Annotated in this window: 14 protein-coding genes; 11 read left to right on the plus strand and 3 right to left on the minus strand. The window is 37.7% G+C overall.

Going from position 1 to position 22,029, the window contains the following annotated elements:
* Positions 1-102: 102 nt before the first annotated feature.
* The 3 genes from AW17_RS08945 to AW17_RS08955 are packed head-to-tail and all read left to right on the plus strand — an operon-like array spanning position 103 to position 8,462.
* On the plus strand, positions 103-5,133 hold the full coding sequence (locus tag AW17_RS08945) for a translocation/assembly module TamB domain-containing protein (protein WP_029275791.1): 5,031 nt from the start codon (positions 103-105) through the stop codon (positions 5,131-5,133).
* A complete protein-coding gene (tamL, locus tag AW17_RS08950; protein WP_029275792.1) occupies positions 5,117-7,432 on the plus strand; it encodes a translocation and assembly module lipoprotein TamL in 2,316 nt (771 codons plus the stop codon). The genes AW17_RS08945 and tamL overlap by 17 nt, the downstream gene beginning before the upstream one ends.
* A 7-nt stretch (positions 7,433-7,439) precedes the next feature.
* Entirely contained in the window at positions 7,440-8,462 is a 1,023-nt protein-coding gene (locus AW17_RS08955) for a YihY/virulence factor BrkB family protein (protein WP_036669457.1), read from the plus strand.
* A 276-nt stretch (positions 8,463-8,738) separates the two neighbouring features.
* On the opposite strand, the gene AW17_RS08960 is transcribed toward AW17_RS08955, so the two are convergent.
* Positions 8,739-10,610 (minus strand): DNA topoisomerase IV subunit B, encoded by a 1,872-nt coding sequence (locus AW17_RS08960; protein ID WP_029275794.1) that lies wholly within the window; start codon positions 10,608-10,610, stop codon positions 8,739-8,741.
* Positions 10,611-10,900: 290 nt separating this feature from the next.
* Between AW17_RS08960 and AW17_RS08965 the strand changes: the two genes are divergently transcribed.
* From AW17_RS08965 to AW17_RS08975, 3 genes are all read left to right on the plus strand, one after another.
* The gene (locus tag AW17_RS08965) at positions 10,901-11,137 is read left to right on the plus strand and encodes a hypothetical protein (protein ID WP_029275795.1); all 237 of its coding nucleotides are present in this window, start codon (positions 10,901-10,903) and stop codon (positions 11,135-11,137) included.
* 281 nt (positions 11,138-11,418) lie between these two features.
* A complete protein-coding gene (locus AW17_RS08970) occupies positions 11,419-12,753 on the plus strand; it encodes an MFS transporter (RefSeq protein ID WP_029275796.1) in 1,335 nt (444 codons plus the stop codon).
* A gap of 363 nt (positions 12,754-13,116) precedes the next feature.
* Positions 13,117-14,418: a DEAD/DEAH box helicase gene (locus tag AW17_RS08975; RefSeq protein WP_029275797.1), complete on the plus strand. Its 1,302-nt coding sequence runs from the start codon at positions 13,117-13,119 to the stop codon at positions 14,416-14,418.
* A 373-nt stretch (positions 14,419-14,791) separates the two neighbouring features.
* Here AW17_RS08975 and AW17_RS08980 read toward each other — a convergent pair whose 3' ends face one another.
* Together AW17_RS08980 and AW17_RS08985 are read right to left on the minus strand one after the other, a co-directional pair.
* Positions 14,792-18,169: a leucine--tRNA ligase gene (locus tag AW17_RS08980; protein ID WP_029275798.1), complete on the minus strand. Its 3,378-nt coding sequence runs from the start codon at positions 18,167-18,169 to the stop codon at positions 14,792-14,794.
* Positions 18,170-18,680: 511 nt separating this feature from the next.
* On the minus strand, positions 18,681-19,109 hold the full coding sequence (locus AW17_RS08985; RefSeq protein ID WP_029275799.1) for a hypothetical protein: 429 nt from the start codon (positions 19,107-19,109) through the stop codon (positions 18,681-18,683).
* A 195-nt stretch (positions 19,110-19,304) separates the two neighbouring features.
* Here AW17_RS08985 and AW17_RS08990 point away from each other — a divergent pair, with 195 nt between their 5' ends.
* The 5 genes from AW17_RS08990 to AW17_RS09010 are packed head-to-tail and all read left to right on the plus strand — an operon-like array spanning position 19,305 to position 21,851.
* Positions 19,305-20,183: a cell division protein FtsX gene (locus tag AW17_RS08990; RefSeq protein WP_029275800.1), complete on the plus strand. Its 879-nt coding sequence runs from the start codon at positions 19,305-19,307 to the stop codon at positions 20,181-20,183.
* Complete coding sequence (locus AW17_RS08995) at positions 20,183-20,410, plus strand: DUF3098 domain-containing protein (protein WP_029275801.1); 228 nt, start codon at positions 20,183-20,185, stop codon at positions 20,408-20,410. Before AW17_RS08990 ends, AW17_RS08995 begins: the two co-directional genes overlap by 1 nt.
* A 39-nt stretch (positions 20,411-20,449) precedes the next feature.
* On the plus strand, positions 20,450-20,653 hold the full coding sequence (vapB, locus tag AW17_RS09000) for a type II toxin-antitoxin system VapB family antitoxin (protein WP_029275802.1): 204 nt from the start codon (positions 20,450-20,452) through the stop codon (positions 20,651-20,653).
* Positions 20,653-21,039 carry a type II toxin-antitoxin system VapC family toxin gene (locus AW17_RS09005; protein WP_029275803.1) on the plus strand — a complete coding sequence of 129 codons (387 nt, stop codon included), beginning with the start codon at positions 20,653-20,655 and terminating at the stop codon, positions 21,037-21,039. Before vapB ends, AW17_RS09005 begins: the two co-directional genes overlap by 1 nt.
* 17 nt (positions 21,040-21,056) lie before the next feature.
* The gene (locus tag AW17_RS09010; protein ID WP_029275804.1) at positions 21,057-21,851 is read left to right on the plus strand and encodes an undecaprenyl-diphosphate phosphatase; all 795 of its coding nucleotides are present in this window, start codon (positions 21,057-21,059) and stop codon (positions 21,849-21,851) included.
* The last annotated feature ends 178 nt before the right edge of the window (positions 21,852-22,029 follow it).

Raw genomic sequence — 22,029 nt, forward strand, 5'->3', positions numbered from 1 at the left:
CTAATTAGGAAACCGCCTATGTTAAATTTTTATAGCGGGCGAACAATTTAAGTTATTTTTTGTATTATTTAGTAAAACATGCCTTAAAATTATTTTAATGGCATGCTTTTGGCATTTATCAAACAACAAACACGCTTAGCTTTGAATAAATACGTACGCAAGAGTCTAAAAATTTTATTGTGGGTAATTGCTTCCATCATCATTCTGGTTGTTGCTTTGGCGCTATCTTTAAATATTCCGGCAGTTCAGAATTTTGTTAAAGACAAAGCCATAAACTACCTTAAAAATAAAACCAAAACAGAAGTAAGTTTAGAAAGCATTAAAATTGCGCTGCCAAAAGATGTGGTTTTGAACAAATTTTATATTGAAGACCGTAAGGGCGATACCTTATTATATGCCGAAAAACTTGCGGTTGATATCAGCTTATTCAAACTGTTAAAAAACACCATTGAGGTTAACAATATTGAGCTGAAAAACATACGTGCAAATGTTAAACGTATTAGTCCCGATACAACATTCAACTTTTCGTTCCTGGTTGATGCTTTTATGAGCGATCAGAAAAAGCCTGAAGAAAAAGTAGATAAAGACACCACCTCTACCCTCAAATTCTCTGTCGATAAAGTATCATTTGAAGATATAGGCATTAACTATCGTGATGATGTTGCGGGTAATGATGTGAAATTATACCTGGGTGCCTTTAAAACCAAAATCAAAGATTTCGATTTAGCCAATCAGCACTACGTAATTAAAGAATTAAGCTTAGTGAATACTTCTTTACATTATCTGCAGCAAAAACCACTAGTCCACCTGGTGCAGCACATTACAAACAGTGTTGATAGCACCGAGAAAGAACAGGGCAAACTGCCATTGATAGAAGTGCAGAACTTCATTTTTAGTAAGGTAAAGGTAAATTACGCCGATCAGTTATCCACTACCAAAGCCGTTGCCGATGTAAACGATCTGGGTTTGGTAAACCTGAAAGTAGATTTAACCAATAGTAAATATTCGGTTGATGATGCCCATTTAAACAAATCGAATATTCTTTTTGCTTTTAAACCAGCGCCAAGTAACGATTTAAAAAAAGTTAAAGATACCGTATTACCCGAGAAATCTAATTTAGGCCTGATCATCAAAAACATCAGTTTAGCAGATAACAATGTACAGTTCGATAATCTTGGGGCAAAACCTGCTGCCAAGGGCATGGACTTTAATCACTTAAAAATTAACCAGCTCAATTTAGGCGCGAGTGATGTGTTTTATAGTGCGGCGGGCATAAAAGCCAATGTTAAAAATGGATCGTTAAAAGAAAAAAGCGGCTTTGTTTTGGATCAATTAAGAGGCGATGCGGTGTATAACGACAAACAGATCAAACTGAGCAATTTTATTTTAAAAACGCCTAATACTTCAATCGAAAATGCGACTGAATTAAATTTTACCTCGATGGAGGATTTAACCAAACATCCTGAACGCGTAAAATTGAATCTTGCCTTTAAAAACACAAGCATTGGTTTAAAAGATGCTGGATTTTTCAGCGATGCCGTTCCAGCAAATTACCGCAACGAAAAAATAAAACTAACAGCGAGTGTTAATGGCTATCTGAATAACCTGAATATCCCAAAACTGCAGATCAGTGGGTTAAAAAATACGCAGATAGATATCAGTGGAAAAGCGAAAGGCTTACCTGACATCAAAAAAACCTATCTCGATTTAAATATCAAAAAGTTTCACCTAACCAAAGGAGATATTTTGGTGGTTGTACCCAAAAAATCACTGCCACCGACGATCGAATTGCCAAATGTAGTTGATGCGAAAGGCACATTTAAGGGTTCAATGACCGATTTCAACACTAACCTGAACATCAACACCGATATGGGTGGAGCGGTTTTGGTGGCAGGTATGAAAGGACCAAAAGGTAAGGAAAGTTATAAGGCCGACATCAACTTAAACAACTTTAACGTTGGCAGGCTTTTAAAAATGCAACCTAAACTCGGTAGGATTTCTGTTAAAGCAAATGTGGCAGGCACAGGACTCGATCCTAAAAAAATTAATGCAAAGTTTAACGCCAAAGTGATTAGTGCTTATTACAACAAATATACCTACCGTAATTTAAGCCTTGCCGGGAATTACAGTAATCAGCACATCAGCATCAAGAGTAGCATGCCCGATAGCAATGCCAACTTTAATTTAGATGCTAAAGTGAATCTGGCGGGGAAATATCCTGCTGTAAAAGCCGACTTAAACTTAAAGCAGGTAAACCTGCAGGCATTAAACTTTAGTCCAACGGTATTAAGTGCAGCAGGTATAGTTAAAGTAGACCTCGCTACCGCCGATGCTGATTATTTAAATGGGTCGGTTGATATTACGGGCTTACAATTGGTAAAAGACAAACAAAAAATCAATGTAGATACGATTTCCATTCGGGCTAAATCAACCGCGACAGAAAACGAGCTGACCTTAAAATCTGAAATACTATCAGCAAAAATTGATGGCAAGTACCAGCTTACCAAAGTTGGCGATGCCATTATCAACGAAATTAATAAATTCTACACCTTTGGTACCGTTGCTAAAGTTCCTGACCAAAGGCTAAGGTTTTTTGTACAGATTTACGATTCTAAATTATTAAAGGAGTTTGTACCCGAGTTAACCGTGTTCAAGCAATCGCAGTTTTATGGATTGATCGATACCCAAAAAGACAGCTTACAGATTAAAGGGAATTTCCCACAGGTGGTTTATGGCGATTTTAAGGTAGATACCACCGTATTAAACATCAATAATGATAATAATAAACTGGCTTATAGTTTAACGGTTAAAAGTCTCCAAAGCCCAGCTATTGCACTCTTTAATACGGAAGTAAGTGGCGATGCTTCAAATAATAATTTAGGCATTAACATCTTCTTGCGAGATAGAAAGCTTAAAAATAAATATGTAATTGGTGGTACCTTTCAATCGATTGATAAGGATTTCAAATTCACTTTAGATCCGCAAAAACTATTGCTCAATTATCAAAAATGGGTGGTTTCGCAAGATAACTATATTCAATTTGGCGCATCAGGCATATTGGTCAACCAGTTCCAGATCAGTAACAGCGGTCAATCGCTTTCCATCAATAGCAATCCTACAGAACCAAATGCGCCATTGGCAGTAGAATTTAAAGATTTCCAGTTAGAAACTTTAACCAAATTTGCAGAAACCGATACTACTTTGGTTGGTGGCCGTTTAAATGGAACAGCGAATGTTAAAGATTTGGCCAGCACATCGAAATTTGAAGCAAATTTAACCGTCGATCAGTTGCGTTATCAAAAAGATCAGCTGGGCACTTTACGCCTGGCCGTGAACAACAATACCGAAAATGCTTTCGAGGTAAATGTTGCTTTAACAGGCGTGCACGAGTTAAGGGTTAACGGCTTCTATTATACTGCACCAGAAAGCGCTTTAGATCTTACGGTAAACATCGATAAGATTGAAATGAAAAACATCGAGAGTTTATCAGCAGGTCAGCTTAAAAACGGCACTGGTACTTTAACCGGGGCACTTACTGTTAAAGGTGCGCTAACGGCCCCGAAAATACTGGGCGATTTAACTTTCAACAACGCAGGGATCAAAGTGGCTTATGTAAACTCGTACTTCCGCATGCCAAATGAGAAAATATCGTTTACAGATGAAGGCATCAGCTTTAACAACTTTACACTCCTCGATTCCTTAAATCAGAAGGCAACCGTAAACGGAAAAGTTTACACCACCGATTTTAAAAATTACCGTTTCGGTTTAGATATCCGAACAAACAATTTCAGGGCAATCAATTCGACCGCAGCTGATAATGATATGATTTACGGAACGGTATTCTTAACCAGCAATATTAAAGTACGCGGAGATTTGAACCAGCCAGATGTAAACATGAATGTTAATGTAAATAAGGGCACAAAATTCTTCTTTGCTTTGCCTTCAAGTGATCCGGCGATTATTGACCAGGAAGGTATAGTACAGTTTATTGATGCCGATGCACCTCCTTTTAACGGACAAAAAGCTTTAAAAGTTGATAGCATCAGTAAATCACCAATTAAAGGTTTAAACCTCGTAGCGGCTGTAAAAGTAGATCCAGAGGCAGAATTGAATGTTGTAGTAGATCCATCTACCGGCGATAATTTAAAAGTTAGAGGTGATGCAGACTTAAATGTAACGATGGATCCAAGTGGTAAAATCAGCATGACCGGTCGCTATGAAATAGTTGATGGTTCATACAATTTAACACTGGCTGTTGTAAAAAAAGAATTTAAACTGGTTAAAGGCAGTACCATTGTCTGGACAGGTGAACCTACTTCAGCTACTGCAAATATTACGGCTTTATACGAAGTTAACGCTGCGCCTATCGACCTGTTAAACCAGCCAGATCTTTACGAGGCGAGAACAAAATTGCCTTTTCAGGTTTATTTGATGATAAAAGGGGAATTATTAAAGCCAACCATTTCATTTAAGCTCGATCTGCCAGAAAATGAGCGTGGCGCTTTAAATGGCCAGGTTTACACCAAATTGATTAATGTAAACCGCGATGAAAGTGAGTTGAACAAACAGGTTCTTTCTTTACTTGCCCTAAACAGGTTTATTGCCAATAATCCTTTTCAAAGCTTGGCCGGAGGTGGTGGCGGCGTTTCTACCCTTGCCCGTTCGAGTGTAAGTAAGCTGTTAACGGAACAATTGAATAATTTAACCTCCGATTTAATCCAGGGTGTTGATCTTAACTTCGGTGTAAATTCATCTGAAGATTATTCAACAGGTTCGATGCAACAAAAAACAGATCTAGAGGTTGGCCTATCTAAAAAACTGCTAAACGACAGGTTAACCGTTAGTGTAGGGAGCTCTTTTGCTTTAGAAGGGCCACAGGCACCAGGAGAAAAATCGACCAATATTGCCGGAAATGTGAACGTAGAATATGCGCTCTCTGCTGATGGACGATACCGTTTAAGGGCCTACCGCCGAAACCAGAACGATATGATTGTACAGGGACAGATTGTTGAAACAGGTTTAGGTTTTACGCTGGTGGTAGATTACAATAAATTTAGAGAGATATTCCAAAAGAAAAGAATAAGAAGAATAAGAAACATTGAACAGAAAGCACAAGATGAGAAAACTAACTAGACCGCTTTTATTTTTATTGGCCTGTTTAGTTTGGGCGGCTTGCAGCAGTACCAAATCGTTAAAACCAGGACAGATTTTGTATACCGGCGCTGAAGTAAAAATCAATCCAGACTCATCAGGAAAAATTGATAATGAAAAACAGATTAAAACCGATCTGGAAGCTAAAACAAGACCACGCCCCAATAAATCTATACTTGGCATTAAATATAAACTTGGCATTTACAATCTTGCCGGCGAACCCAAAAAGCCAAAAGGTTTTAGAAACTGGCTCCGCAGACAAGGGGAAGCGCCTGTGTTATTGAACGATGTAAAGCTGAAATACAACAATGATGTATTATCCAGTTACCTCATTAGCGAAGGCTATTTACAGGCAACTGTTACCGGCGATACCGTTATTAAAGAAAAAAAGGGCAAGGCTATTTATACTGCTGTTACCGGACAACGTTATAAAATCAACAAGATTAATTTCCCTCCGGATACCGGGGTGCTTACCAAGATCATCAATACCAACAAAGATAAAACCTTGTTAAAAGTTGGCGATTATTATGACATCGATACCTACAAAAACGAACGCATCAGGATTGATAACGACTTAAAAGAAAATGGCTATTTCTATTTCAGTCCTGATTATTTAATTATGCAGGTAGATAGTACTATAGGTAAAAACCTGGTTAATGTTTCGGTTAAAGTAAAAGATATTGCGCCCGATGCAGCATTAAAACCTTATACCATTAAAAACATAAACATATACCCTAATTATTCGTTAAGGAGAGATACTACATTAAGAAAACTAAAGCCGTTACAATACAACGATTTCAATATATACGATGACCGGAACACCTTTAAACCAAAACTTTTCGATCGTTTGGTTTTCTTTCAAAAAGGCGAACCCTATAACCGTAAAGATCATAATCAATCGTTAAACCGAATGGTAAACGTAGGTGCTTTCCAGGATGTAAGAGCCGAATTTTTACCGGTTGATAGTTTTAAAAACAATCAGCTTGATTTAAATATCTATTTAACCCCTTTAAAGAAAAACTCACTCACCTTTTCGGTTGTAGGAACGAGTAAATCGAACAATTTCGTTGGTTCGGAGGTTAAAGTAACGCAAACCACCAGAAACCTGTTTAGAAATGCAGAACAATTAGATTTAAGTGTTAGTGGTGGCTTTGAAACCCAAACTAAAGGAACCTCGCTAGGCAAAAACTCTTTATCATTAACTGCTGAAGGAAAACTAACCTTCCCCAGGTTTATTGTTCCCTTTTACAAACCGAACAGCACCAATGCTTTCATCCCGAAAACCATAGCTTCGCTTTCTTACCAGATGTTAAACCGTGGTTCTGAATATACTTTACATGCTTTTAAAGGGCAATATGGGTACAACTTTAAAGAGAATTTATACAAAGAGCATAATTTCAATCCGATATCAATAAGCTATGTTTCTACCAGTTTTCCAGATACAGCCGTAGAAAAAAATATATACAAACAAAATCCATTATTAAGAACTACGTTAGAAAAGCAATTTATCATTGGCAGTAACTATAATTTCACCTATACCAACCAGATGGAAGATAGCCGGAGAAATAACACTTATTTCTTTGGTGGTTTAGAAACTGGTGGAAATGTATGGGGAGCTTTTGTACCAAAAGATGAAGAAGGGAAACGTACACTTTTTAACGTGCCATTAACACAGTTTATCAGGGCAGAGGCTGATTTAAGGGATTATTATAAAATTACCAGAAACTTAATCTGGGCAAACAGATTAAACTTAGGTTATGGTTATGCCTATGGAAACTCTACCTCACTCCCATTTGTTAAGCAGTTTTTTGCAGGCGGCAGTAACGATATCAGGGCTTTTCCTGCCAGAACCTTAGGCCCAGGTACTTATAAAGTTCGAGATGATGCTATTTTTGCCGATCAGGGTGGTGATATTAAGTTAATGCTCAACTCAGAACTGCGTTTTAAAATAGTGAGTGTACTTTATGGCGCTTTGTTTGTCGATGCCGGAAATATCTGGCTGAGGAAAGAGGATCTTGGCGAACCTGGCAAACCTGAGACGGCAAGACTTGGGTCTGGTTTTAAGCTGAAAAATGCTTTTAACGAGCTTGCTGTGGGTACTGGTGCAGGCTTACGGGTAGATGTCAGCATTTTTGTAGTCCGTTTAGATGTGGCTTTTCCGATACGCAAACCATACCTACCGGAAGGACAAAGATGGGTGTTTGATGATATCGCATTCGGCAATAAGGATTGGCGTAAACAGAATTTAATTTTTAACATTGGGATAGGATATCCATTTTAATTTTTCTATGAGAGTTATCCATAAGATCAAATATTTCTTTATTGCGCTTTATCATCTTTTTGTTGCTGCCGGAAAAGGTTTTGTAGAAGACAGGGTAACTAAATTAAGTGCTTCGCTTGCTTACTACACTATTTTTTCACTTACTCCCCTCATCATTATCATGCTATCTGCCGCTACCCTATTTTTTGGCGACAAAAGAAATGAGGAAACAAGAGGTCAGTTTTATGGGCAGGTTACCAAAATGGTTGGCAAAGAGGCAGCTACACAAATCCAAGGTTTTGTAGAACATGCAAACAAATCCGGGCAATCTACCATTGGTTTAATTATTGGGATTTGTACATTGATTATTGGTTCAACTGCTATTTTTATTGAGATACAAGATAGTATCAACATGATCTGGAAAGTAAAGGCTGTGCCCAAAAAAGGCTGGATAAAAATGCTTTCTAACAGGTTATTGTCTTTCTCTTTAATTGTTTCGATGGGCTTTCTGTTGCTTGTTTCACTAGTGGTTAACACTGTAGTAGTGGGTTTGGGTTCTAAATTGGCCAACCTACTTTCGCAAAGTAAGATAGATGAGGTAATCCCCGTTGCAAACGATACAATGGCCATTCTAATTTATATTTTAAACAATGTAATAACCCTTGCTGCCGTAACCGCTGTATTTGCTGTTATATTTAAGGTATTACCCGATGTTATAATACGGTGGAAATCGGCAATAATTGGCGCACTATTTACTGCAGTTCTTTTCAGTCTAGGTAAATACCTGATTGGGATTTATATCGAAAAAGGCAATCCAGGTTCGGCTTTTGGTGCAGCCAGTTCGATCATCGTTATTTTATTGTGGATTTATTATACATCAATTATACTCTACTTCGGCGCTGAATTTACACAAGCCTATGCCGAAAAGTACGATAATGGCATTTCTCCTAGTAAGTATGCCGTATTTACAAAAATTACCATTGTAGAGAAAAAGGTAGATGTATTGCCTCCGCAACACCCGGAAGATACAGTGAATGTACCTAAAGAATAAGTCGGTCGTCGTCCTGAACTTGTTTCAGGATCTTTCCAAAACGTGATCGTCATTCCCGCACATGCGGGAATCTTAAAGCTATAAAACGGTTATAACCAAGAAAGTCACGCCTTAAAAAACCTTGACTTCCTTTTTATAGATAAAGCTGGTTCGTGGAGACATGAACCAAGGCACAACAACATAGATGCTGAAACAAGTTCAGCAGGACGCCACTATTGACTAACCGCAAGCATACAAAGATGATTGTCATCCTGAGCGGAGTCGAAGGACCTTTTTCTATGCTACTTCTTCAGTAATCACTTTAGGTTCTTCAGTTACCTCATCCTTCTCTACCCTTAGGTTACGGATAATGTGCTGCTGCCTGTCAGGCGTATTTTTACCCATATAATATTCCAGCAAACTTTTAATCGTTTGATCTTTCAAAATAACGGGGTCTAACCTGATATCTTTCCCGATAAACAAACCGAATTCATCAGGAGAAATTTCTCCCAAACCTTTAAATCGGGTAATTTCGGGTTTATTGCCCAGTTTTTCGATCGCATTTTTACGTTCTTCGTCACTATAGCAATAAATAGTCTCTTTTTTGTTCCGAACCCTGAAAAGCGGCGTTTGTAGAATATACACATGCCCTGCTTTTACCAGATCAGGAAAAAACTGAAGAAAGAAGGTCATCATCAACAAACGGATGTGCATCCCATCCACATCGGCATCTGTTGCAATTACAATATTGTTATAATGAAGCCCTTCTAAACCATCTTCGATATTTAAAGCATGTTGTAGCAGGTTAAATTCTTCATTTTCGTAAACCACTTTTTTGGTAAGCTCATAACAGTTAAGCGGCTTACCCTTTAAACTAAATACAGCCTGACAATCTACATCGCGCGATTTTGTGATCGAACCCGATGCGGAATCTCCCTCGGTAATAAACAAAGTGGTTTCGTAACGTTTCTCGTGAGTAGTATTAAAATGCACCTTACAATCGCGCAGTTTTTTATTGTGTAAGGATGCCTTTTTCGCCCTATCGTTTGCCAGTTTCTTGATGCCTGCAATATCTTTACGCTCGCGCTCCGATTGCATAATTCTTTTCAACAAAGCATCAGCAACATCTGGATTTTTATGCAGATAATCATCCAATTCTTTTTTAACAAAATCGTTAATAAAAGTAGCTACCGATGGTCCTTCTGGTCCCATATTTTGCGAACCTAGTTTTGTTTTGGTCTGCGATTCGAAAACGGGCTCCTGTACACGCACAGAAATTGCTGCAATAATGGATGAACGAACATCGGCCGCATCAAACTCTTTTTTGAAAAACTCTCTAACGGTTTTCACTACCGCTGCCCTAAAAGCCGCCTGGTGCGTTCCGCCTTGTGTGGTGTGCTGTCCGTTTACAAATGAGTGGTAGTCTTCGCCATATTGCTGCCCATGGGTCATTGCAATTTCGATATCTGGTCCAATCATGTGGATAATTGGGTAACGGATTTCTTCTGGCTTATTAAATTTAGAAAGCAGATCGTAAAGACCTCTTTCCGAAAAATATTTCTGATTATTAAAATTTACGGTTAAGCCTGTATTTAAAAATACATAGTTCCAAACCATACTCTCTACAAAATCAGGGATGTAATGATAGTTCCTGAAAATGGTTTCATCTGGGTAAAAAGTAATCGCCGTACCATTGCGCTGAGTGGTATCGATAATTGGCTGTTCATTTACAATTTCTCCCTTAGAAAATTCTACTTTTTTCGTTTTTCCATCACGGTACGATTGCACCATAAAACTAGTAGAAAGTGCATTTACAGCCTTAGTACCTACCCCATTTAAACCAACAGATTTCTGGAAAGCATTGCTATCGTATTTACCACCGGTATTGATTTTGCTTACACAATCGATTACCTTGCCCAGCGGAATGCCACGACCGTAATCACGTATATTTACCTTTTGTTCGGAAACAGTAATTTCGATGGTTTTTCCGGTACCCATTACAAACTCATCGATAGAGTTATCTACAATTTCTTTTAGCAAAACGTAAATACCATCATCCTGCGCAGAACCATCGCCAAGTTTACCAATGTACATCCCCGGACGAAGCCTGATGTGCTCTTTCCAATCTAATGAACGGATACTATCGTCGTTATAAATTACTTCTGCCATACTGTATTTATCTGTTCTTCAATGAAAAACCTTGCATTTTTTGGTTTGCAAAGCAATGAAGAATTTGTAGAAATAATCCTGATGATTGAAATAAAAATATTTTCAAATACCTTCTTCAGAATTATTATACAATAATAGATTTATTCTGTGAGGCTCGCAAAAGAAAATTTCCACATGTGAACAGTGAGTCGTGTAGGGTGATGGCTCATAGTTTTTTTGTCAATAGCCTGATAGTCGATGGCTCATGGTCAATAGATTTTAAATATACTATTTTCTTAGAAAGCATTAGCATGGCCAGTTCGGCAGCTACGATTTTCATCCTCCGGAAAAGAACTACGCATCTTGATAAAAAAACCACCTATACTGTTCCTTTATATCCTATATTGCCTATTATTTTTATTGCTGCTTATACTTTCGTGGCCTTTAGCATTTATGCCGATGATCCGAATGCGGCACTTAATGGTTTATATATTTTTGTTGGCTTTCTGGTAATCTATTTTGCGAGCAGATGGTTTAATAAAAAATAGTTTTAATATTTTGATTTGAAAAGCAGTTGCAGTGCTGGTCGGTTTCGATAGTCCCGCCATACGCTACAATCTTTTTGTTATTGTCATCCTGAGCCTGTCGAAGGAGCTACAAAAAGTATTTCTGCTACTGTCGGGTTTAAGATAGCAAGGCAGGCCAATTAAAATAAACCTGATTGAAATGAACATGAAGCGCAGCGAAATAAAATGGAAAGCAGGACTGATTTAACCGATTAACACAGAAACCCGCTTTACAAAAAACATAAAAGAACTTAAAATAATTAATGAACAAAACACTCTCCTTAAAACAAGAAATTGCTTACGCTGCAGGTATGATTGGATGGAGCACGATGACAAACATTATCATCGTAATGCTTCCCTATTTCTATTTGCCGCCAAGCAACGCTGGCCTGCCACCTTTGGTACCACAACTCGTTTTATTGGGTGCGTTTAATATCCTTTCTATTATTGCTGCTTCAGGAAGGTTGGTAGATGCTATTTACGATCCGTTTATTGCGTCTAAAAGTGATGCTTGCACCAATAAAAACGGTCGCAGAATGCCCTTTATGAAATGGGCAATTATTCCTGCTATGCTTTTTTGCGGACTGGTTTTCTACCCGATCCAAAAAACGGAGAGCCTGCATAATGCCTGGTGGTTAACGATAACACTTTGTTTGTTTTTTGTATCGGTTACCACTTATATTATTCCTTATAATGCGCTGCTGGCCGAAGTAACCAATACACCGAAACAAAAAGTTAAATTATCGAGTTATCAGCAGGTTGGTTTTGTAATCGGAATCATTTTATCGGCCTGTACCAACAACTTTGCCGATCTGGTTGAGGCTCATTTTCATGTAGCCAACCGCAGCGAAGCCATCCAGATCGCAATATGGGGTTTGTGTATCTTATCCGGACTGGTGATGTTATTGCCAATTTTTTTCATCAATGAAAAGGAATTTTCGGTTGCGAAGCCTACCCATGTGCCTTTATGGCCAGCAATTAAAAGCACATTTAAGAACAGCAATTTTAAATATTACCTGATATCTGATTTCGCTTTTTATACGGCATTGAGCATTATTTCGAGCGGTTTATTGTTTTTCTGTACCGTTTTATTGGGCTTGCCAGAATCAGAAGGTGGAAAATTTATGGCTGCCATGGTTTTTGCTTCATTGCTATTTTACCCGCTGGTTAATTTTGGTTCGGCCAAAATTGGCAAAAAACCTTTTGTATTACTTGCCTTTGGCGTGTTGTGCTTAATCTTCGTCACCATTTTCTTTTTAGGCAAATTACCATTTGGTCCACATACACAGATTTACATCCTGGTACTATCCGCTTCGTTTCCATTAGCGGCTCTCGGTATTTTACCCACGGCGATTTTAGCCGATATCGCCCAAAGAGATACCTTAGCAACAGGCGAAAACCATGAAGGGATGTTCTTCGCAGTAAAATACCTTTTTGTAAAACTTGGGCAAACATTGGGTATCGCTATTTTCGCCATGCTTACCATTTACGGTAAGGACCCCGGCAACGATTTCGGATTACGATTGAACGGAATTGTAGGTTTTGGGCTCTGTTTAATTGCACTGTTGTTTTTTAGCAGGTTTAAGGAGGAGCGTTAAAATTGAGTGAGAGAAGGATTGAATGAGTGAGTTTCGTACCATTCTATCCAGGGAAATCGCTTTTAACTTTTCTCTGATAATTCTTCCTCTTTCTGCGCATACCTAAGCATTATGTTTGCCACGGAAGCACGAAAAAATTTACTTCTTCTCCGTGATTTCTGTGTTTTCCGTGGCTAATTAATTTTTGCATATGTTTTAAAAGCGATTTCCCTGCCATTCTATCATTCAAAATTCAATCATTCAATAAATTTACCTATCTTTGCGGCGAAGCAGAATTTCTTTATCATTTAAAGCAATCCGCAAGTTAGTCCTTCAACAAATGATTGTTCTAGCTTCTTCGATAAATATTACACAGAAACATACATGTTATTCAAAGAATTAAACCTCATTGAGCCGATTCTAAAGGCCCTTGAGACCGAAGGTTATACACAACCTACACCGATACAGGAGCAATCCATCCCAACAATATTAAAAGGCAAAGATTTATTAGGCTGTGCACAAACCGGAACCGGAAAAACCGCTGCCTTTGCTATCCCGATGTTGCAGTTATTGCACGAAAAACACATCAATACCAAAGCGACCAAAAATATCAAAGCTTTGATTTTAACGCCAACACGTGAGCTTGCCATCCAGATTGAAGAGAGTTTTAAGGCTTACGGCCGTCATTTAAATTTACGCCATTTAGTAATTTTTGGTGGAGTAAACCAACACTCGCAGGTAGAAGCTTTAAGAAAAGGCGTTGACATTTTAGTTGCAACACCCGGCCGTTTATTAGATTTAATGAACCAGGGTTTTATCAGCTTAAATACTATCGAATTGTTCGTATTGGATGAAGCCGACCGCATGCTCGATATGGGCTTTATTCATGATGTGAAAAGAGTGGTGGCTAAATTGCCTGCAAAACGCCAGACTTTATTTTTCTCTGCAACCATGCCAGATGAAATCCAGAAGTTGGCAAATACGATTTTATCTAGTCCTACAAAAGTAGAAGTTACCCCCATTTCTTCTACAGCAGAAACAATTGTTCAGTCGGTTTATTTTGTAGACAAACCTGATAAAAAGAAATTATTGATCCACCTTCTTGAGGATAGAAAGATCGAAACTGCTTTGGTTTTTACCCGTACCAAACATGGTGCAGACCGCATTGTTAAGGATTTGGCCCATGCTGGTGTTAAAGCTGCTGCCATTCACGGCAATAAATCGCAAAATGCCAGACAAAGGGCATTAACTGATTTTAAAGACCGTAAAATACGCGTTTTGGTAGCTACCGATATTGCTGCACGTGGTATTGATATCGATCAGTTATCGCACGTTTTCAATTTCGAATTGCCGAATATTCCTGAATCTTATGTACACAGAATTGGCCGTACTGGTCGTGCTGGTGCAAACGGGATTGCCATTTCTTTCTGTGATGCAGAAGAAAACGAGTACTTATTGGATATCCAGAAACTGATTAAAATTACGCTCCCGGTTGTTGATGATCATCCTTATCCATTAAGTTGGGAAAGTATGCTTGCTAAAAACCAGGTTAAACGTAAACCACAAGCCCAATCTAAAGGCGGTAGCGGCGCTAAAAAAGGTGCCGATGGCAATATGAGCGGCAAATCACGCAACGCAAGTAACAACAGAAGATTTGGCGGAAATAGAAAAAGAGGCGAAAGATAATAGCGGGCGTCATTCTGAACTTGTTTCAGAATCTTAATGCTAGATAGATGCTGAAATAAATTCAGCATGACGTTACCCCTTTTAAAACCCGAGTTGTGAAATACAGCTCGGGTTTTAATTTTTTGTAACCCGTCGACAGTTGAAAGCAATGAGTGAGTAAAAGTGGTCGTCATTGCGAGAAGGCTTTTTCAGCCGACGAAGCAATCTTATCACAATATGTATAGCGATTGCATTAAGATTGCTTCGTCGTTCCTTCTCGCAATGACGATCGCACGAAAACAAAAAACCCGATTTGCGTTTTGCAAATCGGGTTTTTCTATTTTTAAGGCAAGAGAAAGGAAAGCCCTAAACCTTATGCCTTATACCTTCTACCTTAAACAACTACATTAATAATCTTTCCTTTAACGAAAATGATCTTTTTGGTTGGTTTTCCATCCAGGAATTTCTGGAATTGCTCATCAGCCAATAAAATGCTTTCTACCTCTGGCTGAGCTAAAGTTAAGCTCAGATTCAGGTTCATTTTCATTTTACCGTTGATTGAAACCGGATAGGCAAACTCATCTTCTACCAAATACTCAGGCTTAAATGTTGGGAAAGCCGTATACGATAAAGTTCCGGCTTCATTACCTAACAATACCCAAAGCTCTTCGCAGATATGTGGGGCATAAGGTGAAAGGATAATCACCATATCTTCCAAAATCTGACGGTTTTTGCATTTCAGATCGGTTAACTCGTTTACCGCAATCATAAAACTCGATACAGAAGTATTGAATGAGAAACGCTCGATATCGTCCTGCACCTTTTTTATGATTTTATGCAGCGATTTTAACTCAGCCTTTGTTGGTACTGCATCGTTTACGTGGAAAGTCCATTCTTCGTTATGGAACAAACGCCAGAATTTACGCAAGAACTTAAATACACCTTCGATACCGTTCGTATTCCAGGGTTTACTCTGTTCTAGCGGTCCTAAGAACATTTCGTACATCCGCAAAGTATCAGCACCATAACGTTCAATCAAATCATCGGGATTAACCACATTGAATTTTGATTTCGACATTTTTTCTACCTCAACACCACAGATGTATTTCCCGTTCTCGGTTATGAAGACTGCATTTTCAAATTCAGCCCTCCATTTTCTAAATTTCCCTTCATCAAGAATTTCATTTTCTACTAATGAAACATCAACGTGGGAAGTTAATACAAACATTGAACTAGTAAAAACAATCTTTTCCATAACAGCATTACCGTGCTGTTTTATAACCATATTCTTAATATCCTGGGGTGAATATGTGCCATCGAGAACTGCTTTTGCAATATTTTGAGAAACAAAAAGCGGAAAATACTTTGTTTCATCCACATCTGCACCAGTTATAGTTTCACTTATTGATCTAAAAATCAATCTATAAACAAAATTACTTCTACCCTGAATCATGCCCTGGTTAATCAGTTTTTTGAAAGGTTCTTCTTCTTTGGTGTAACCCAAATCTTTCAAAAATTTATTCCAGAAACGGCTGTACAATAAGTGACCGGTTGCATGTTCAGAACCACCGATGTACAAATCCACATCTTTCCAATATTCAACTGCTTCTTTTGAAGCAAAATCGTTATTGTTATTGGCATCCATGTAACGGTACCAGTACCAGCTGCTTCCAGCCCAACCTGGCATGGTACTTAATTCGTAATGTCCGCCATTTTTTGGTACCCAATCTTCAGCCCTCGCCAAAGGTGGTTCTCCTGTTTCAGTTGGTAAATATTTATCAATTTCAGGAAGTAACAATGGTAATTCTTCTTCTTTTACCAAATAAGGCAATCCATCTTTAAAGTAAACCGGAATCGGCTCGCCCCAATAACGCTGGCGACCAAAAATCGCATCACGCTGACGGAAGTTTACTTTTGCTTTCCCTACTTTCTCTTCTTCCAACCAGTTATTCAAAAATGGAACAGCTTCTTTATATGTCATTCCGTTTATGAAACCAGAATTAATGTATTTCCCTTCTTTGGTTGGATCTGCCTGAACATCAATATCTTTTTGTCCGTCCAAAATCTGGATAATTGGCAAATTAAAATGTGTAGCAAATAACCAATCGCGTTGATCGCCACTCGGAACGCCCATTACCGCGCCAGTTCCGTAACCTGCCAACACATAATCAGCAATCCATAACTGTACGCGTTCGCCACTTACAGGGTTAATTACATACGTACCTGTAAAAGCGCCAGACACCGTTTTGGTATCGGCCATACGGTCTAATTCTGATTTCTTTTTAGTTAAAGCGATGTAGTTTGCAATGTCCTCTTTTTGTTCAGGAGTAGTTAATTCTGCAACCCACTCATGCTCAGGAGCCAAAACCAGGTAAGAAACACCAAAAATGGTATCTACTCGTGTAGTAAAAACCTCTATATAAGCCTCACCCTGGCCCTCTCCTTTGGAGAGGGAAGAAGAGTCGCTTAGCTTAGTGCCTTGTCTGTCTAATCTGCTATCAAGTTCTGATTTTATTTTATTGATAATGGAATCTATATTATTTAAAACTTCTTCGTTAGAGAAGCGGATAACATCAAAACCCAATTGATTAAGAGCATCTGTTCTAAGCTTATCGTTTTCTTGGTTTTCTGCGTGATAACCTCCATCAACTTCAATAATTAATCTCTTATTTAGACAGATAAAATCTGCAATATAGGTTCCAATTGGATGTTGTCTTCTGATTTTATGTCCCGTTTTATTACCCCTTACATTTTGCCAAAGCGCATTTTCAGCATCGGTCTGATTGCCTCTGTTTATTCTCGCATTGGTTTTAAGTATATTCCACAATGAAGGGTCAGCGGTTTCATAGCCGTAGCTACCAGCTCCCTCTCCTTCGGAGAGGGTTGGGGTGAGGCAAATCTGAAACTTTACGGATGCTCCAACACTTTTACCAATCCAGTTGCGCTGCATTTCTTTAATTGGTTCTGGCCAATCGATGGTATCCAAACCCTGCAAAAGCCTGTCAGAATAAGCGGTGATCCGCATGCTCCATTGCATCATTTTCTTTTGCTCAACAGGGAAACCTCCACGCTCAGAAAAACCATCTTTAACTTCATCATTCGCCAAAACGGTGCCTAAAGCCGGGCACCAGTTTACAGTACTCTCGCGAAGATAAGTTAACCGGTATTTTAACAATTCAATCTGTTTCTCTTCATCGGTAAAGGTTGCCCAGTCGCTCGGCATAAATTCTTTAGTATCTTCATCACAAACTGCTTTAACATCAGCTGTACCAGAAGCATTAAATTTTTCGATCAACGTGGTAATATCTTCTGCCCTATCGTTTTCGATATTGTACCATGAATTGAACAACTGCATAAAAATCCATTGTGTCCACTTGTAATAGGAAGGCTCGCTGGTGCGCACCTCTCTGCTCCAATCGAAAGAAAAACCAATTTGGTCTAACTGCCTGCGGTAGGTTGCAATGTTTGCCTCGGTGGTAATAGCAGGGTGCTGTCCGGTTTGTATAGCGTACTGCTCTGCGGGTAATCCGAACGAATCGTATCCCATTGGATGCAATACATTGAAGCCTTTAAGGCGTTTATATCTTGAAAAAATATCTGATGCAATGTAACCCAGTGGGTGACCAACGTGCAGGCCTGCTCCTGATGGATAAGGAAACATATCTAACACATAATATTTTGGCTTTTCAGAATTGCTTTCGGCTTTAAACGTTTGATGATCTGCCCAAAATTTCTGCCACTTTTGTTCTATTTCTTTGAATTGGTAATCCATTGCAAGTTTTAAATTTTTAAAGGGGCGAAAATACGGAAATTAAGGGGCTTAAAAAAGCAGATTCATGATAATATTTTGCCAGCAGAAATGCAGAATTAGAAGAGGTTAAGGGAAAACCTCGGCGCCTTTTGTGTAGTCAGATGTTACCATCTGACTATCGATTATTTAAAATAAGAGAATACTTAGAATATGTGTTTTTAGTGTCAGTTGGGAACAACCGACACCACAATTATTTCGCGGAATCTTACGTGTAGTCAGATGTTACCATCTGACTTGCTATCAAGCGAATCTTATATCCAATTTAGCGTCAGTTGGGAACAACTGACACCACAATTATTTCGCGGAATCTTACGTGTAGTCAGATGTTACCATCTGACTTGCTATCAAGCGAATCTTATATCCAATTTAGCGTCAGTTGGGAACAACTGACACCACAAAATTTAACTCCCAAAAAAATGCGCCATTGATATTAAAAACCAATGGCGCAGCAAATAATCGGGGAATTAAGATCTTATCTTGATAAAGAATATACTTTAGTAATGTTTGTTTTATCAATTTTAGCGGTAAACTCTAATTTATTTGCAGTAATACTGTTTATTTTACAATAATTCAATCCATCATTAATATCCATGCTGAACCGATCAGAATAAATGATTACATAAGTTCCGATTGTTCTGTTACCCGATAAACTCAGCTCTACCTGATCATCGTTATTTGGCTTAAAGTCAACATAATCACTTGTTGTACCATAGGTAGCAGTTCCATTAATTTTTTTCGGATCTTTCAATGTTTCTTCAGCAGTATAGCCAGAAGTTACAATTTTATTTAACGTCCATTTCCCTAACATCTGGGCTTTTAAAGAAGTTTCATCTTTTTTGCAAGAAGTAATTGTAGAGGCGATAAGTAAGAATAGGCTCAGAATAGTAATTTGTCTTTTCATAGTTTAGTTTTAAGATATCCATAATTAACGCCGTTTCGACAAATTTCGTACCGCATTTCGAAAAAAAGTAAATTTTATTAAAGAATTTAATCCTCAAACTAAAAGCTAATCACATACGTTAGTATTCATTTAGCAATCATTAATTGGTGTTTATCAGGTATAATTTATATTTTCGCAGAAACAAAAATGAAATACATGGAAGAATTCGAAGTAAGTGATGCATCTAAGAAAACCAAAACCGTTTATATCTCTACTATAATCAGTATTGCATTGGTTTTATTAATGCTGGGGCTGCTTGGTTTGGTACTTGTACATGCCAAAAACCTGTCTAACTACGTTAAAGAAAACATCGTTTTAAACATTATTGTTGATGAAGGTGCAAAAGAAGCCGATGTTTTGGCCTTTCAAAAAGAATTAAACGCTAACCCTGCAGTAAAACAAACTCAATATGTAAATAAAGAGCTTGCAGCCAGAAATTTAACACAGGATTTAGGTGAGGATTTTGTTAACTTTTTAGGTTACAACCCGCTAACTTCTACTTTCGATGTGTATTTAAAAGCAGAATATGCGAACAATAAAAGTATCGATGCCTTAAAAGCAAGTATTTCTAAAAACCCTGTTGTTAAAGAAGTGGTTTACCAAAGCTCTTTAATTGATATGGTAAACAAAAATATCAGCACCATTGGCTTAATTATTTTAGCCTTTGCCGCACTACTACTAATCATTTCTATTGCACTGATTAACAACACAATAAGACTAGCAATCTACTCACAACGCTTTTTAATTAAAAGTATGCAGTTGGTTGGTGCAACGAAAAACTTTATTCGACGTCCTTTCTTATTGTATGCTGCTTTGCATGGCTTAATTGCTGCATTTATTGCCATCATAATTTTATTGGCAACTTTAATTTACGCCCGCAAAGAGGTACCTGAGATTATTATTTTAAATAACTACCAGGAATTTGGCTTCGTATTTATAGGCCTTTTAATTGTGGGTATTTTTATAACAGGCATTAGTACATGGTTTGCAGTAAGCAGATATTTACGTTTAAAATCTTATCATCTTTATAGATAATGGCAGAAAAAAAAACAGGTCCGGTTGTAAAGGACGTTAAAAGCGAATTGGTGTTTACCAAAAAAAACTATCAGTTATTGTTAATCAGCATTGCAATTGTAGCAGTTGGTTTTATATTAATGATGGGTACCACTGGCGATATTTATGATTTCAGAAGAACTTTATTGGCACCGATAGTGGTGTTGGCGGGTTTTGCTTTTGGCATTTATGCTATCCTAAAAAAATAATTTCTTGTATTAGCTAAAGTGTTTTTTTAACTTTATAATATGACAACAACAAATTTGCAGATCGAAATAAATTCCCTTCCCCTAAACCTTAGGCAGGAAGTTGCAGATTTTGTTGAATTCTTAAAAACAAAGCATAAAAATAAGCCGAAGTTAAAATCTCGCGAATTCGGGTATGCAAAAGGTAAAATCAAATTATCAGATGATTTTGACGAACCGTTAGAAATGTTTGCTGATTATATTTAATGGCATATCTATTAGACACTCATACCTTCTTATGGTTTGTAGCAGGAGATAATCAGCTGCCAACTTCAATAAATAAAAAACTATCTGATATTAACAAGTCTTGTTTCTTGAGCATTGCCTCGCTTTGGGAAATTGCCATCAAAAAACAAATCGGAAAACTCGATTTAAAAATTGGTTTTGATGAATTATTTCGATTTGCAGAAAGAAATCAAATCGAAATAATTGCTATCAATGAAACCCATCTTACTACATTATTAGGTCTCGATTTTCTCAACAATGATCCTTTCGATCGGATTATTGTATCACAAGCAATCTCTGAAGATTTAACTTTAATATCAAGAGATAAAAAATTAAAAAACTATAAAGTAAAATTACAGTGGGACTAGCCCATTAATCAAAACATATGAACTCTTTTGAAGCCATTGTCCTTGCTATTGTTGAAGGATTAACTGAATTTTTGCCTGTATCGAGTACCGGACACATGATTATTGCATCATCGTTTATGGGCATCGCATCAGAACCATTTGTAAAACTTTTCACCATTGTGATCCAATTGGGTGCAATACTTTCGGTTGTTGTACTCTATTTCAAAAGATTTTTCAAATCGATAAATTTCTACATTAAATTATTGGTTGCATTTATCCCGGCTGCCATATTTGGTCTGCTATTGAGCAAAAAAATCGACGAATTATTAGAAAGCCCAATGGCTGTTGGTATTTCGCTGTTAGTTGGCGGTGTTATCTTATTATTTGTAGACAAGTGGTTTAATAAACCAACTATTAATGAAGAGGAGAAAATAACTTATTTAACAGCGCTGAAAATAGGTTTCTTTCAGTGTATTGCCATGTTACCAGGTGTATCGCGCTCGGGAGCCACTATTGTTGGCGGCATGAGTCAGAAATTAAGCAGAAAAGTTGCTGCAGAATTTTCATTTTTTTTAGCTGTACCTACCATGTTTGCTGCAACAGCAAAAAAACTTTACGACTTTTATAAAGAAGGGCACACCATTACCCATGAGCAGACTAACCTTTTAATTATTGGTAATGTTGTTGCTTTTGTAGTGGCACTTTTGGCGATAAAAAGTTTTATCGGATACTTAAACAAAAATGGTTTCAAGGTTTTTGGATGGTATAGAATTGCTGCTGGTTTAATCATTATCATCCTGTTGCTGAGCGGGCACAACTTACAGATTATATAATCCAGGAATATTAACCACAGATTTACACAAATAAACACGGATGATTATTATCTGTGTGCATCCTTTCAGGGAAATCGCTTTTAAAACATGTGCAAAAATTAATTAGCCACGGAAACACAGAAATCACGGAGAAGAAGTAAATTTTTCAGTGTTTTCGTGCTTCCGTGACAAACATAAT

Source organism: Pedobacter borealis DSM 19626, from assembly GCF_000708285.2.
GTDB classification, from domain to species: Bacteria; Bacteroidota; Bacteroidia; order Sphingobacteriales; family Sphingobacteriaceae; genus Pedobacter; species Pedobacter borealis.